This window comes from Erwinia sp. AnSW2-5, assembly GCF_045107195.1.
GTDB lineage: Bacteria > Pseudomonadota > Gammaproteobacteria > Enterobacterales > Enterobacteriaceae > Erwinia.
In genome coordinates, this window is record NZ_JBJGXA010000002.1 from 437,161 (window position 1) to 450,836 (window position 13,676).

Sequence of the window (13,676 nt, forward strand, 5' to 3'; positions counted from 1 at the left end):
TTATGCATCGCATTGACACACCAACTGCTCAGGTTGATAAATTTGGCGTGGGTAAAAATGGCTTTACAGCTGGAAACCCACAGACAGGACAGCTACCGACAGCGCTGGATGAGACTTTTTTTGACGCTGTTCAAGAAGAGATTTCAGCGGTAATTGAAGGTGCAGGAAATAGTCTTGATAAGGAGTCAAAAAATCAGCTTCTTACTGCGCTCAAGAAGTTATTTTTCCAATCAGGAAATAACCTCTCTGAAATTGCTACTGCTGGCAGTGCTGCACAACAGACAGCACAGACTAATCTCGGCATAGGAAGGGGGAGCCTTTATCCGGTAGGGGCACCTATCCCATGGCCACTCGCAATACCCCCAGCAGGCTTCCTTGCTTTAAATGGACAGGCATTCAACACCATTGCAAACCCACAACTCGCAATGGCATATCCAGCAGGAGTGTTTCCTGATCAGCGCGGTAGGTTCATCAGGGGCTGGGATAATGAGCGTGGGGTTGATATAGGAAGGGTATTACTTAGTGAGCAAGGCGATGCGGCGAGGCCTATTACTGGCTCGGTGGAGGGGCGAAACTCAGATACAACAGGTCGAATCTTTAGCAACAGCCCAACTGGTGCTTTTGTCACAAGTGGCACTTCAGGCTCTTATGCTGCAACAACATTGACAGCGGGCACCCCCGCTGACCGACTTTCAACTTTAAGCATTGACTCTTCCAGGCTTGGAAATACGGCAAATGAAAACCGCCCGAGTAACATTGCATACAATTTCATCGTGAGAGCTGCATAACATGGAATACATAACACTTAACGAACAGGGCTTTGCAGATGTTAGTGGTTGGATTAATTGCCATGTAGTTAACTATGATGGTGAGTACATCGGCCAGCGAGATGAGTATATTTCAGCTACAACTGGTCTTCCGGCTGGAGCTTATCTTGACAAACCTCCGAAGGCTAAAAAGGGTATGGCAATAGTTCGCAAAGGCGGAGAGTGGGCTTTTGAAGAAGATCATAGGGGGGAGGTTATTTTCTCAACAAAAGATCAGTCAAGCAAGATAGTCGAAACCATCGGGAGTGCGCCTGATGGCTACACGCTCATCAAACCATCATCTATTTATGAATCTTGGAGTGGTAGCGAATGGGTCCTTGATGAAGCAGCTAAGGAAGAAGGTGAAAAAAATGATGCAGAAAATAATAAATCCAAGCTTATTGAAGAGGCCAATAATTACATAAACAATAAGCAGTGGCCAAGCAAGTTGGCCCTCAACAGGATTAGTGACGAAGATAAAAAACTCTTTATTGAATGGCTAGATTATATTGATAATCTTAATGATATTGATATATCTTCACCATCTTGGCCTGAGAAGCCTTAGATACATAATTCAAATATTATCGCGAGCTTCGCCACCTGTTGCTTGCGATGGCTTTTTTTTAAAAAACTTTGATAAAGGAACCTCTACAAACGTGTAGCACAAATAACCTGATGCAATAGTTGCAGAAAAAAGAATCGCGTAGAAAATGATTGGATTTTTGGTTGCTTTTACTATTAAAGACGATGCTGGACTTAAAATGAATACATGAGCAAGATACATGGAGTAAGAAATAGTACCAGAAAAAATCAAAGGCTTTAGTAGGGTGCTATCAGCTAAATATATATTTCTTTCAAGCATTACCAAAGAAATTAATATCATAAACATTGGCACTCCTGCGTATAAAGAGCGATCCAGACTTACACTAAAAATTCCATAGATATGCTGAAAAATCAAAGCAGAGGCACCGGATAAAAAAACTAAAACATATAATATTAAATGTGGTTTTTTATTTGATATGTAGAACCTGTAAGCTATCATTCCGAGTAAAAATTCAGAAAGAAATGTGCTTGTAAAAAACTTTGAGTAAATGCTATTTAAGTTAAAGATATAACCGACTGAAATTAAAGTAAGTATTACGGAATACACAAAATAATTTTGTGCATGCTTTCCTAAAAAAAGAGAAGCGAAGAAAATAAAATAAAATAAAAACTCATATGAAAGGGTCCAGCCATTATTTATAAGTAGCTTTTCACTTGTTGGGATTAATGTAAAAGATGAAAAAACATCTGTACTTCCTCCACTACTGTTAACTAAATCTGGTCTTGCCAAGAAGACCGCAAGCGCTAGAGTTGTAAGCGACCAATATAATGGAAGTATCCTTATTGCTCTATTTTTTATGAATGTGAATGGATTTATTCTACCGCTAGCGGTTGTATGGCACATGATGAATCCAGATATTATGAAGAACAAGTCTACCCCAAAAAAACCTATATTAAAATAAGACCTATCAGATATATCGTATTGTGATGACTTGAAAGAGATGTGTTGAAAAATAACAAATAATGCTGCAATGCCACGCAGGATTTGAATCGAATATATTTTATTTTTTTTGTCCATTATATGGCACAGCCTTCTGTATGATTTCAAATCAGATCGTGCCTGATTAACATAGTAAAACTTATAATCTGGATTAGGATTTTACCTAAAGAAACATTGTAAGTGCAAATATTTGCAATCGCCACAAGAATTGCACCTCAACCTAAATACTTTATGATTTCATAATCCTGACAATTTTCCAGCCCTGCCAGGGTTGATCATTCTCGTTAGCTGATCAAATAATACTGTATATCCAAACAGTGTTAGGGGTGAGTTATGGGCAGACGAGATGACATTCCGTTAGCATTCAGAGAAAGCATTAAAGTCGAGGCAAGCGGGCGGCGGACGGTTGCTACAGCTGACTTTGTGAAAGGCCTGGCTGCTGTAAATCACCATTGGACGCTGAAGGAGGCTAACCAGTGGATAGAGCACTATCAGAGCACGTTCCGCGATGTGTCGACTGAAGAGTGTGAGCGCCGAACGTTCCAGCTGTTCAATCCAAATAATGGGGGCTTCTGATGGGCTTTCCATCGCCAGCCATGGACTACATTGAAGATCGGCCATGCCTCAACCGACTGTTCGTCCACCACCCGGCAGCGACATCTTTCATTGAATTAGGTGGGCTCAATTACGTAGTTGATGCTGCGCTTAATCCCTGCGACGGAGACACGCTGTGTTATGAGATGTTCGGGGAACTGGCGATCGGGAAAATGATGGGCGGGTGCATAATTACGCCGGACGGGGAGAGCATTGAGGGCGAGGCGTTGGAAGATGTGATTGTGATGGGGAAGGTCATACTGACAATTACCCCTCTTTATGATTGGGGCAGACCGACGATCTAAGTGGTTTTATTGCACATTTTCATTCATAATTAACGACATATTGCGCGTGTAACTGATTGATTTAACTGGGGTGTAAATCTCGGATATATTATGAAAAACAACATCAAGTCATTGAATTTCATGAAATAAAAGCGCGATTTAAAATCCCTCGGCTTATGGCTGTGTGGGTTCAAGTCCCACCCCGGGCACCATATTATCAGTACCGATTAAAACGAATAAAATAAAAGCAGTATGCAGTAATGTCGTAACCGCCCAAGGGCGGTTTTTTTGTGCCTGAAATATCCTCTCTGATACTCCATCTGCGTGATTTTCATCATGCCCTTCTGCGTTAGCAGTACGTTACCGTATTTTAGAAGGCCGGTGTGGCGGCAATTTTTTTGCCGATATGGCCTGATTTACCCATACCACTGACGATCACTTTCCCCCGCCATGCCAGCATCATTGCGCAGGCATCCGCGAAAGCATGGTCCAGCCTCTCAGGCAGGCTGACGATCTGGTCGATCTCCGTTTTCCGCGTCTCTCGGCTGCTTCGATTAACATTTCATGCATCAGGCTATTTGTCTCCCGCGATAATTACGTTAATGCCGCGCTCACGAAGTTGCGTTGCCACATCATCGGCAATCCCGCTGTCGGTGATCAGCACATCTACGGAGTCCAGGCTGCACACCACATTCGGGCTTTTGCGGCCAAATTTGGATGAATCGACCAGCAGGATAATTTTTTGCGCGGCACGGCACATGGCCTGGCTGACGGCAAACACTTCGTTAAACGTGGTCACGCCTGCCGTTAAATCAACGCCGTCCGCGCCGATAAACAGTTTGTCGAAGCTGAAATGGCTGAACGCTGCTTCTGCCAGACTCCCGTGAAACGAGGCCGAGGTGCTGCGATAGGTTCCGCCTGGCATCAGGATCACCTGGTCATTATTTAACTCGACCAGCTCGTTAACAATGGTCAGGCTGTTAGTCATCACGGTGATATTATTGAACTTTGCAAGGTGGGGCACCATTTGTTGTACGGTGCTGCCTGCATCAAAAATTAACGAATCGCCTTCGAATACCCACTGCGCTGCACGAGCAGCAATCTGTTTTTTCTTATCCGAATTGATAAAGGTTTTTCGGTCAATCGGCTGGTCGCCTTCATCGCGGTTGAGCATCACGCCACCATAGGTGCGGATCACCGCGCCCTGCTGCTGGAGCAGAGAGAGATCTTTGCGAATTGTCGTGCCGGTGGTGTCGAAGTGCGCGCTCAGCTCTTCCACCGTCGTCCGGCCTTTCCCCTGGAGGTATTCGAGTATCAGTGCTTGACGCTGGACTGGCTTCATCTGTTTTCCCTTTCGTTGATTGGATAGATTCCTTTCGCATTCGCACAGATAAAGCAAATTAGGAAGAGAAATCTTTCAAAACGAAAGATATCACCGTTTGTTTGTAATGGCTAATTCCAGCGCGGTGCGCAGCGCTTTATTGTCAGGATAAATGTGAGCTGGCACAAGATTATCGATATTCAATCCGCAAAGCCTGTCATCGGACACCGGCTGTGAGAAAACAGTTATGCCTTTCATCACAAAATTGCCCGTGATGATGTTACGACTGTCCACGCTGATCACCAGCACCGCTCGTGGTTTAAAACGGCCTGCGGAACGGCCAATCCCAATGCGTCCCTGGGCTGGGAGTTGTGCCAGTACCTCGTTAAATCGTTTCATTTGCAACCCGCCGAGTATGATTTGCCCCAACCAGGCAAACCCTGCCACGCAGATAAACATATTGACTGAGTTCATTTTTTCTCCATGAGAAAACCGGCAGCAGAGGCTGCCGGCGTGGGTATCAGAACATCACCTGACCACCAGTGACATTAATAGACTGTCCGGTACAATAGGCCGCTTTATCACTGCTATAAAACAACAGCACGTTGAGCACATCCTGATAATCACAACCACGTTTAAGCGGCACTTTATCGATGTAATACTGCTCTACTGCTTCAGGCTCAATCCCCAGTTTTTCCGCATATTGTGGCAGCAGCGACTGGAACATCGGCGACTTCAGTAAATTGCCCAGCATCAGCGAATGAACGGTAATGCCATATTCGGCCAGGTCGAGGGCCAGCGACTGCGTCAAGCCCACGCCTCCGAACTTGGCCGCGCTGTAGCCAGCATTGTGCTTGCTGCCTACTTTGCCGGATTTAGAGTTGATCTGGATGATTCTCCCCCCTGCGCCATCACGGATCATCAGTTTGGCAAACTCACGCGCACACAGGAAATAGCCGACAAGGTTCACCTGCAAAGACAGATCAAAATCATTCAACATAAACTGCGTGATGGGCGCCGCTTTTGCCACACCCGCACTGTAAACCAGCACATCGGCACGCCCAAACGTCTCATCTACCGTGCGAGCCAGCCATGCCACGCTCTCTTCATTGGTGGCATCCACCTGGAAACCTGCCGCTACGTTCTCCCCCTGCACACGATTAATCTCCGCCGCGATGGCCTGAGCATTGCGCATATTCAGGTCGGCCACGGCAACCCGGTAACCGTTTTCAGCAAGACCTTTACACAGGTAAGCGCCCAGTGTCTGACCACCACCGATAACTACAGCAACCTGATCCATAGACTTCTCCTGTTAATGACTTAAAACGCGAAACTTCTGACCAGGCTCAATACCGGCAGGCGTCTGGCCTGCAACATGCACCGTTCCCGGGAATTCGGCTGTGGTCGCCCCATCAAATTTGACGGTGATATGACCCAGCTCACGCAGATTGACCTCTGCCACATCGCCAACTGCCGTGACCGGCCAGGTCTGTGTGCCGATGCTGATCACCGTCCCCGCGACAAACGGGACGTCACCACGGTGTTCTGGACGGTGGATAAAGCAGTAATCCGCAATATCACCGGGTGCCCCCTCCCCGAAGGTAATGAGAAAGCGATCATCAAGCGCTTCGGCAGCACAGCCGCCAATGGCGACAAAGGTGGATTCATACACAGTTTTCATCATCACTCCGTCAGTTACTGATAGATAAAACCGGATACAGCCCAGGCCAGCAGAACTGCCGGGGCACCCGTGAGGAAACGTCCGACCAGAACGGAAGGAACGCCGACGCGAACCGTTTCCTGGCGCGCTTCAGCGAGGGAAAGCCCGACCGGAATAAAGTCACAGGCAGCCTGTGAGTTGATGGCAAACAGCGCCGGTAGCGCCAGGTGCGGAGGGATTGTGCCCTGACCGATCTGCACGCCCACCAGTACGCCGATCACCTGCGCAATCACTGCACCAGGCCCGAGGAACGGCGACAGTAACGGGAAGGAGCAGATCAGTGCCAGCGTGACCAGTCCGACAGGGCTGTTGGCCAGCGGCGTCAGCCCGTGGGCGATAAAATCCCCGAGGCCGGAAGCCATAATGATGCCGATGAGTGCCGAGACGAATGCCATAAACGGCAGGATGGTTTTGAGTACGGTATCAATGGTTTCTCGTCCCGCCTGGAAAAAGACAGCAACGACCGATCCCATGCCCATGCCGACTTTCGCCAGCAGACCATCGCTTTGTTCGGTGATTTTCTTGCTGGTGTCATAGTCGGCAGGGCCGCTGCCTGTAGACTTTGCCACCTGAGGCGAGTCCGTTGGTGCTGCGCCGTTCTCCACAGAGGCCCGGATATCATCAGGGCGCACACCGGAGACATAAATATCTTCAGTGATAAACTGCGCCAATGGTCCGGATTGACCGGTGGCATGGATATTCACCGTAGGAATGCGCCGTTTTGGGTAGAGACCACAGCGCAGGGTACCGCCGCAGTCAATGACCGCCACGCCAATCTCTTCTGCTGGTGGTTCACCCTCTTTAAAGGCATCGACGGTTTCCCATCCTGTCAGTGCATGCAGGCGGTCAACGATGGCCGGGCGGGTTCCGGCAGTGACATAAACAATTTTTTTGCCCGGTGTTGGCACCAGAAATAAAGGTCCACCCCAGCCACTTTCACCTTTATGAATTTCAATAATGTTAGCCATGATGCTCTCCGCGCTTATAAACGAACGTGACGGTCAAGTTGGATGTTCATTTTTCTTTCGAAAATGGAGGTGGTGAGATCGGTCACCCAGCCGCGGAAAAAGTTCATCACCATTCCCACCAACAGATAGCTTACCGCCAGCGGACCCAGGGGCAGGTTGAGGGTGGTCAGGCCGTTGGCAATGCCGAGGTAAACGAACAGTTCACCGGGGTTGATATGAGGGAACAGGCCGTTCATCGAGTGGCAGCTATAAGATGCTGAGGCGTAATAACTGGGCTTGTACTTCTCGGGCATGAACCGTCCAAGACTCAGAGTCATCGGATTACAGAAAACAAAGGTGCCAATCACCGGCAATAACAAATAGCGTGACACCGGATTACCCGCGCAGCGTTGAGCCAGCTTCTCGATCCGCTTCTGACCAACAAACACAATTAGCGCATTCATAATCACCAGCAGGCTGATCAGTAGGGGCAGGATGCCTGTCACCATGCCGACAAAGACCTCGCCCCCCTTTTGAAAGAGTCCGATAAACCATTCGGCCCCGTGCGTGATGCTTTCAATCATAATGAAACCTCTTTTCGTGGAAATAGGCTTAATTGCTATTTTCTGTGAAAGCTAATCTATCGCTTAATTAGATTGTAAAAAACCATGTGGATCACAAAATGAATGAATTATCTTTCAAATAAAAAGTATAAATGAAAGGTAAAATCTTTCATTTCGATGTATTAACGATTGGGAAACACAACATGCGGTAAAAAATGAGAGATGAGAGGGCGGCAGGTACTGGCGGTGGTCATTTGGCAGAGATACTAAGAATTATCTACACTCTTATGAAGTTGGCTTCCTTTTTTTATCGCGGCGTGGTTATAATTACCACAATATTTAGTTAGAACTCTAATTATCAGGCATCTTACCTATTGAATACCCAGGAACTGAACTTCTCCCGTTTGCTGCATCTTACTGCCCACGCCTGGCGTCAGGCGATAGATCGGCGCATGAAAGATAACGGCCTCAGCATGAGTAGCTGGATGGCAGTAGCGACAATCGCCCTTCAGGACGAGCCGATGAGTCAGAAAGAGCTGGCGCAGTCTTTGGGCCTGGAAGATGCCAGCGTCGTGCCGCTGATTGACCGCCTGGTTAAGCAGCAACTGGTCGAGCGGGTACAACCTCCTGAAGATCGCCGTAAACGACTGCTGCATGTGACCCCGAAAGGTGAGTTGCTGTATCAGCGTTTGAAAACGGAGGCCGATGCGATGCGCAATGAGCTTCTGTCCGGGGTGAATGCGGGCGACCTGGCGGTCACCCAGCGTGTGCTACAGCAACTGCTGGCGGCGACAGAGGTGAAGTAAGGTGTCCCGCAACAAATCCAATCCCTATGCTCCGCGTGAGTGGGCGCCTGGCGAAAAGCCGATGCTGCCTGGCTCGCCTTCCACGCCGTTGCACCCAACCCATAAACGTATTGCCTTTGGCATCGTTGGCCTGCTGATTTGCATCACCGGGGCGCTGAGTAACGCGTTGGTCACCGCCAACCTGACCAATTTGCAGGGCGTATTTGGCGCTTACAACAACGAAATTGCCTGGCTGCCCGCCGTTTACGTGATGGGAAATATCTCCATTAACCTGCTGCTGGTGAAGTTTCGCCAGCAGTTCGGGCTGCGGGTTTTCACCGAAGCGTTTCTGGTGCTGTACGTGCTGGTGGCGTTCTTTCATCTGCTGGTTAACGACCTCAGCTCGGCGATTATCGTCCGCGCTGCGCACGGTATGGTCGGTGCCGCACTCAGTTCACTGGGGATCTACTATCAGGTGCAGGCATGGCCCGCGAAACATCGCCTTAAGGCGCTGGCGATTGGCCTCGGTGCCTCACAGCTTGCCATTCCTCTCGCGCGATTATTCTCAACGGAACTGTTGCAGCTGGATGAGTGGCGCGGTTTGTACCTGTTTGAGCTGGGGCTGGCATTAATGGCGCTTGGCGCGGTGCTGATCCTCAAACTGCCTCCGGGAGAGCGCACCAAAGTCTTCGAGAAAAAAGACTTCCTGACCTTCTTCCTGCTGGCACCAGGGATGGCGCTGTTCTGTGGTGTATTGTCGCTCGGGCGCATTGAATGGTGGACCAGCACACCGTGGCTGGGCATCTGCCTCGCCCTCGGGCTGGTTCTGGTCACGGCCGCCGTGCTGGTGGAACACAATCGCAGTAATCCGCTGATTAATACTCGCTGGCTCGGCAGCGGGGCGATTTTCCGCCTCGGTATCGTGATGATCCTGCTGCGCATCATGTTGGCCGAGCAGAACACCGGAGCGATAGGTTATCTGCAACAAATTGGTATGCTAAACGACCAGATGCAGGGTCTGGCGCTGGCGATCCTTGCAGGCGTCGCGGCGGGAATTATCTGTAGCGCGCTGACCATCAATCCCAAACATCTGAGCTGGCCGATTGTGCTGTCGCTGATTATCGTGATGGTGGCCTCGCTGATGGATGCCCAGTCCAGCCCGCTGACCCGCGCCAGCAATATGTATTTCAGTCAGTTCCTGCTGGGCTTCAGCACCTCCTTCTTTATCGCCCCAGCGATGCTGCTGGGCGTAGGCAGCGTGGTGACGCAACCAAAGAACCTGGTCAGCTTTGTGGTGCTGTTTGGTATGAGTCAGAACCTCGGGGGCCTGATGGGCTCGGCGCTGCTCGGGACCTTCCAGACCTGGCGCGAAAAATATCACTCCAGCCTGCTCGGTGATCAACTGTCGCTGCTGGACCCGAACGTGACCGATCGTCTGGCCCAGTACAACAATCTGTTTGCCAGCCTTGTGGGTGACAGCACCCTGCAAAGTGCTCAGGGCACTGCACAGCTGCAAACCGTTGCCACCTTGCAGGCGAACGTACTGGCCTATAACGATGTGTATATTCTGACTGCTGTCATGGCAGGGATCACTTTACTCTGGGTGCTGTGGCGTCTTTCGCGTCTGCGTTATCTCAACTGGCAGCAGGCAAAACGCGAAGCCGAGGCGGAACAGCGTGCCATGCAAAATCTCAACAAGACGATTGCCAGGTAAACGTGCTGGTGAACGAAGAAGTGGAACACGGGGAAAACATGAGTCAACAGGAACAGCAGCAGCTCACTGAGCGTCTGAGAAATAATAAGCTGCGTATTTTATCGATTGCTCTGGGATCGGGGATTGCCCTGGTCGGCGTACTGGTGATCCTTTACGCCTGGCAGCTACCGCCTTTTACCAGCCAGACACAGTCAACGGAAAACGCCTACGTGCGCGGCCAGGTGACCTTTATCAGCCCGCAGGTCAGTGGCTATATCACAGAGGTTAAGGTGCTGGACTTCCAGCCGGTCCACCAGGGCGACCTGATGATGACCATTGACGACCGTATCTATCGCCAGCGTGTGCACCAGGCGATGGCGCAGCTGGACATGAAAAAAGCTACGCTGGCCAACAATATTCAGCAGCGCCGCAGTGCGGAAGCGGTGATCAAACGCAATGAGGCGGCACTGCAAAACGCCAAAGCCCAGGCGGTAAAAGGCGGGTTGGATCTGAAGCGTGTGGAAAATCTGGTCTCTGATGGTTCACTCTCCCTGCGGGAACGTGATGCGTCGCGCGCCAGCAACAGCCAGACGCTGGCGGATGTGCAGCAGGCGCAGGCCACGCTGGAAGTCTCACGTCAGGATCTGCAAACCGTGATTGTTAATCGTGCCTCGCTGGAGGCGGATGTCACCAGCGCGCAGGCGGCGCTGGAACTGGCGCAGATCGATCTTGATAACACCAAAATCATTGCCCCGCGTGACGGGCAATTAGGGCAAATCTCCGTGCGGCAGGGTGCTTACGTTACCGCGGGAACCCGGTTGACCTCGCTGGTGCCTCAGCAGATGTGGGTGGTCGCCAATATGAAAGAAACCCAGATGGCGCGTATCCGTCCGGGGCTGCCAGTGACGTTCAGCGTCGACGCGCTGGACGGCGAACAGTTTAACGGTGAAGTCGAATATATCTCCCCGGCTGCGGGATCGGAATTCAGTGCGATTTCACCGGATAACGCCACCGGTAACTTTGTGAAAATTGCCCAGCGCATTCCGGTGCGGATTAAGATCACCAGCGACAATGCGACCCATCTGCGCCCGGGTATGTCGGTTGAGGTGAATATCGATACTGCGGCCGCGCAGGATGGAGAGAAAAAATGATGCCCGCGCCGAAAACCCTGATGATGATGATGCTGACGGCCGCGCTGGCAGGCTGTGCAACGGAAGTTGAGCAGGCTCCGTCGGCGCTGCCCATCCCGATGCAGTGGCGCAATCAGGTTGGACCGGGTGCCGCAGTGGAAGCGGGCTGGTGGCGGGCGTTTAACGATACGTCATTGAATCAGCTGGTGGAGCAGGCGCTGCGCAACAACCCGGATATTTTGACCGCCCGTTCGCGCGTCGATCAATACCGAGCACAACTGCGTGGGGCGCAGGGGGATAACTTCCCGACGCTGGATGCCGGGGTCGCTGCCAGTCGGGCGCGCACACTGTCAGCGGTAACGGGGCAGCCTTCTCAGTCATCGGTATTCCAGGGATTGTTGCAGGCCAACTACAACGTGGATTTATGGGGTGAGCGCAGCAGCAGCATTGATGCAGCAAAAGCGTCACTGGCAGCCCAGCAGGCGGCGGCCAGCGCCGCCGAACTGACCATTGCCAGCTCAGTGGCCTCAGGCTATATGACGCTGGTGTCGCTTGACGAACAGCTGCGGGTAACGGAAGCCACGCTGGCCAGCCGCGCCAACTCATTGAAGCTGGCGCAGCGCCAGTTTGAAACGGGTTATACCTCACGGCTGGAGTGGGTGCAGTCGCAGTCAGAATATCAGACGGCGAAAGCGCAAATCCCGCTGTTGCAGCACCAGATTGCGCAGCAGGAAAATGCCCTGAGTATTCTGGTCGGGATGAACCCGCGTCAGATTGCACGCCAGAACCACTTTGACCACGTTGCACCGCAGACGCTGCCTGCCGTGATGCCGTCTCAGCTGTTGCAGCGCAGGCCGGATATCGTACAGGCCGAGCGCCAGTTACTGGCGATGGATGCGTCACTTCAGTCTTCACGCGCCAGCCTGCTGCCTTCACTGAATCTCACCGCCAGCGGAACCCTGCAAAGTTCAGTCCTGCATGAACTGGTAGAGAATCCGTTCCGCCTGTGGAGCGTTGGTGGCAGCGTGTTGGCACCGTTGCTGAACCGCGAAGCGCTGACCGCGCAGGTCGATGTTTCTATGGCCACGCGTAACCAGGCGCTCTACAACTACGAAAAAGTGGTGCGCAGTGCGTTTGCTGAAGTGAATAACGATCTGGATGCCATAACCCGCTATCAGGAGCAACTCACCGAGTTACAGTCACAGGAAAAGGTGGTGCAGGAGGCGCTGCGCATTGCGCGCAATCGCTATCAGAACGGCTACGCCTCGTATCTGGATGAGCTGGATGCCCAGCGCACGCTGTTCAGCATCCAGCTCAGTGTGGTACAGGCCAAAAATAACCTGTTGCTGGCACAGATTGATCTCTACCGCGCGCTGGGCGGCGGCTGGCAGGCGTCATAAATCAGTATGGGTCTGCGCATGCAGGCCCTGTTTCCTCTCTGCTTCCTTACCTTGCCCCGTCAGTCAATTTGCCCGCCAGCACACCGTCAGGAGAACCCTGCATACCCGTCATCAATACAGATTAACCTTATTTTTTAGAACTCTTTAGGGCTTCTCATTGCTTAGCAACGAATGCTATTATGCGAATCTTTACAATTAATAGTCTGAGTCATGCGGAAGAATCGATCTCCGTATTGGGTGCTATTTGTGCAAATAACTAGCTGGAAAATATAGATTATTTTTAGGGATGCTATGAAAAAGCCACGTCTTTTCGCCATGCTGCTGTGCGCCTTTGCGCTGGCAGGATGCGCGCGCACTGAACCAGTCAAAAATATCGATCAAACGCTGAATAGCCATTACAGCGACAATCAGTTGCAAACAGCCATTCTGGAAGCCGGGCGCGCGCGTCACTGGGTGATGCAGCCCCAGCAGCCGGGTGTGATCACCGGTAAAATCACGCAGCGCGACCACAGCGCGGAAATTCGTATTACCTACGGCGCGAATCACTACGCTATCCATTATGTCGGCAGTAATAATCTGATGGCCGGGCCGGGTGAAATTCACAAAAGTTATAATCGCTGGGTCAATAATCTTGATAAGGATATCCAGTTCCGTCTGGCATCCTCAACAACACCCTAATGGTCTGGCGTCGGTCGACTAGCATTAAAGATCCCGCCACCCCGGCCGACAACCCATTAAACGTGTTGAGATGTTAACAGCGTTTTATATCGCAAATGCGGTTAATTCCGAGTGCCATCACCCGGTGCTAAACGCTATGCTGTGAATCAGCCATACGGCGCGAGTGCGGCTGAATGGACCGATGAACCGCAGTGACGATCCCGCTGTGGGCA

General features: G+C 51.1%; 15 protein-coding genes. 8 read left to right on the forward strand and 7 right to left on the reverse strand.

The annotated features are described in order from the left end of the window. Nucleotides 1–2: 2 nt before the first annotated feature. Complete coding sequence (locus ACFL9S_RS03720; RefSeq protein ID WP_405260328.1) at nucleotides 3–788, forward strand: phage tail protein; 786 nt, start codon at nucleotides 3–5, stop codon at nucleotides 786–788. 1 nt (nucleotide 789) lies between these two features. Then, complete coding sequence (locus ACFL9S_RS03725) at nucleotides 790–1,371, forward strand: tail fiber assembly protein (protein ID WP_405260329.1); 582 nt, start codon at nucleotides 790–792, stop codon at nucleotides 1,369–1,371. Nucleotides 1,372–1,380: 9 nt separating this feature from the next. Here the strand turns inward: ACFL9S_RS03725 and ACFL9S_RS03730 are convergent, their stop codons facing one another. Further along, on the reverse strand, nucleotides 1,381–2,427 hold the full coding sequence (locus ACFL9S_RS03730) for an acyltransferase family protein (protein WP_405260330.1): 1,047 nt from the start codon (nucleotides 2,425–2,427) through the stop codon (nucleotides 1,381–1,383). A 497-nt stretch (nucleotides 2,428–2,924) separates the two neighbouring features. Between ACFL9S_RS03730 and ACFL9S_RS03735 the strand changes: the two genes are divergently transcribed. Beyond that, nucleotides 2,925–3,248, forward strand: coding sequence for a phage repressor protein (locus ACFL9S_RS03735; RefSeq protein WP_405260331.1), 324 nt, complete (start codon nucleotides 2,925–2,927; stop codon nucleotides 3,246–3,248). 553 nt (nucleotides 3,249–3,801) lie between these two features. Here ACFL9S_RS03735 and ACFL9S_RS03740 read toward each other — a convergent pair. The 6 genes from ACFL9S_RS03740 to ACFL9S_RS03765 form a co-directional block, all read right to left on the reverse strand. Next, entirely contained in the window at nucleotides 3,802–4,569 is a 768-nt protein-coding gene (locus ACFL9S_RS03740; RefSeq protein WP_405260332.1) for a DNA-binding transcriptional repressor, read from the reverse strand. A gap of 90 nt (nucleotides 4,570–4,659) precedes the next feature. Then, nucleotides 4,660–5,007 carry a transcriptional regulator GutM gene (locus tag ACFL9S_RS03745; RefSeq protein ID WP_405260333.1) on the reverse strand — a complete coding sequence of 116 codons (348 nt, stop codon included), beginning with the start codon at nucleotides 5,005–5,007 and terminating at the stop codon, nucleotides 4,660–4,662. A gap of 61 nt (nucleotides 5,008–5,068) precedes the next feature. Beyond that, complete coding sequence (srlD, locus tag ACFL9S_RS03750; protein ID WP_405260334.1) at nucleotides 5,069–5,848, reverse strand: sorbitol-6-phosphate dehydrogenase; 780 nt, start codon at nucleotides 5,846–5,848, stop codon at nucleotides 5,069–5,071. Nucleotides 5,849–5,860: 12 nt separating this feature from the next. Further along, nucleotides 5,861–6,229 (reverse strand): PTS glucitol/sorbitol transporter subunit IIA, encoded by a 369-nt coding sequence (locus ACFL9S_RS03755; RefSeq protein WP_405260335.1) that lies wholly within the window; start codon nucleotides 6,227–6,229, stop codon nucleotides 5,861–5,863. Between the two features lie 14 nt (nucleotides 6,230–6,243). Further along, nucleotides 6,244–7,236, reverse strand: coding sequence for a PTS glucitol/sorbitol transporter subunit IIB (locus ACFL9S_RS03760; RefSeq protein ID WP_405260336.1), 993 nt, complete (start codon nucleotides 7,234–7,236; stop codon nucleotides 6,244–6,246). Nucleotides 7,237–7,250: 14 nt separating this feature from the next. Beyond that, nucleotides 7,251–7,799, reverse strand: a complete 549-nt coding sequence (locus tag ACFL9S_RS03765; protein WP_405260337.1) for a PTS glucitol/sorbitol transporter subunit IIC — start codon at nucleotides 7,797–7,799, stop codon at nucleotides 7,251–7,253. Nucleotides 7,800–8,152: 353 nt separating this feature from the next. Between ACFL9S_RS03765 and ACFL9S_RS03770 the strand changes: the two genes are divergently transcribed. The 5 genes from ACFL9S_RS03770 (at nucleotide 8,153) to ACFL9S_RS03790 (ending at nucleotide 13,464) form a co-directional block, all read left to right on the forward strand. Beyond that, nucleotides 8,153–8,584: a MarR family winged helix-turn-helix transcriptional regulator gene (locus tag ACFL9S_RS03770; RefSeq protein ID WP_405260338.1), complete on the forward strand. Its 432-nt coding sequence runs from the start codon at nucleotides 8,153–8,155 to the stop codon at nucleotides 8,582–8,584. 61 nt (nucleotides 8,585–8,645) lie between these two features. Further along, nucleotides 8,646–10,277 (forward strand): MFS transporter, encoded by a 1,632-nt coding sequence (locus ACFL9S_RS03775; protein WP_405260368.1) that lies wholly within the window; start codon nucleotides 8,646–8,648, stop codon nucleotides 10,275–10,277. A 38-nt stretch (nucleotides 10,278–10,315) separates the two neighbouring features. Beyond that, the gene (locus tag ACFL9S_RS03780) at nucleotides 10,316–11,407 is read left to right on the forward strand and encodes an HlyD family secretion protein (RefSeq protein WP_405260339.1); all 1,092 of its coding nucleotides are present in this window, start codon (nucleotides 10,316–10,318) and stop codon (nucleotides 11,405–11,407) included. After that, complete coding sequence (locus ACFL9S_RS03785) at nucleotides 11,404–12,786, forward strand: efflux transporter outer membrane subunit (RefSeq protein WP_405260340.1); 1,383 nt, start codon at nucleotides 11,404–11,406, stop codon at nucleotides 12,784–12,786. The genes ACFL9S_RS03780 and ACFL9S_RS03785 overlap by 4 nt, the downstream gene beginning before the upstream one ends. 291 nt (nucleotides 12,787–13,077) lie before the next feature. Beyond that, complete coding sequence (locus ACFL9S_RS03790; protein WP_405260341.1) at nucleotides 13,078–13,464, forward strand: hypothetical protein; 387 nt, start codon at nucleotides 13,078–13,080, stop codon at nucleotides 13,462–13,464. Nucleotides 13,465–13,676 lie beyond the last annotated feature (212 nt).

Bases quoted from the DNA above. Each gene is read 5' to 3' on its own strand.
- ACFL9S_RS03720 (WP_405260328.1), top strand. From the start codon at position 3: ATGCATCGCATTGACACACCAACTGCTCAGGTTGATAAATTTGGCGTG.
- ACFL9S_RS03725 (WP_405260329.1), top strand. From the start codon at position 790: ATGGAATACATAACACTTAACGAACAGGGCTTTGCAGATGTTAGTGGT.
- ACFL9S_RS03730 (WP_405260330.1), bottom strand. From the start codon at position 2,427: ATGGACAAAAAAAATAAAATATATTCGATTCAAATCCTGCGTGGCATT.
- ACFL9S_RS03735 (WP_405260331.1), top strand. From the start codon at position 2,925: ATGGGCTTTCCATCGCCAGCCATGGACTACATTGAAGATCGGCCATGC.
- ACFL9S_RS03740 (WP_405260332.1), bottom strand. From the start codon at position 4,569: ATGAAGCCAGTCCAGCGTCAAGCACTGATACTCGAATACCTCCAGGGG.
- ACFL9S_RS03745 (WP_405260333.1), bottom strand. From the start codon at position 5,007: ATGTTTATCTGCGTGGCAGGGTTTGCCTGGTTGGGGCAAATCATACTC.
- srlD (WP_405260334.1), bottom strand. From the start codon at position 5,848: ATGGATCAGGTTGCTGTAGTTATCGGTGGTGGTCAGACACTGGGCGCT.
- ACFL9S_RS03755 (WP_405260335.1), bottom strand. From the start codon at position 6,229: ATGAAAACTGTGTATGAATCCACCTTTGTCGCCATTGGCGGCTGTGCT.
- ACFL9S_RS03760 (WP_405260336.1), bottom strand. From the start codon at position 7,236: ATGGCTAACATTATTGAAATTCATAAAGGTGAAAGTGGCTGGGGTGGA.
- ACFL9S_RS03765 (WP_405260337.1), bottom strand. From the start codon at position 7,799: ATGATTGAAAGCATCACGCACGGGGCCGAATGGTTTATCGGACTCTTT.
- ACFL9S_RS03775 (WP_405260368.1), top strand. From the start codon at position 8,646: ATGCTGCCTGGCTCGCCTTCCACGCCGTTGCACCCAACCCATAAACGT.
- ACFL9S_RS03780 (WP_405260339.1), top strand. From the start codon at position 10,316: ATGAGTCAACAGGAACAGCAGCAGCTCACTGAGCGTCTGAGAAATAAT.
- ACFL9S_RS03785 (WP_405260340.1), top strand. From the start codon at position 11,404: ATGATGCCCGCGCCGAAAACCCTGATGATGATGATGCTGACGGCCGCG.
- ACFL9S_RS03790 (WP_405260341.1), top strand. From the start codon at position 13,078: ATGAAAAAGCCACGTCTTTTCGCCATGCTGCTGTGCGCCTTTGCGCTG.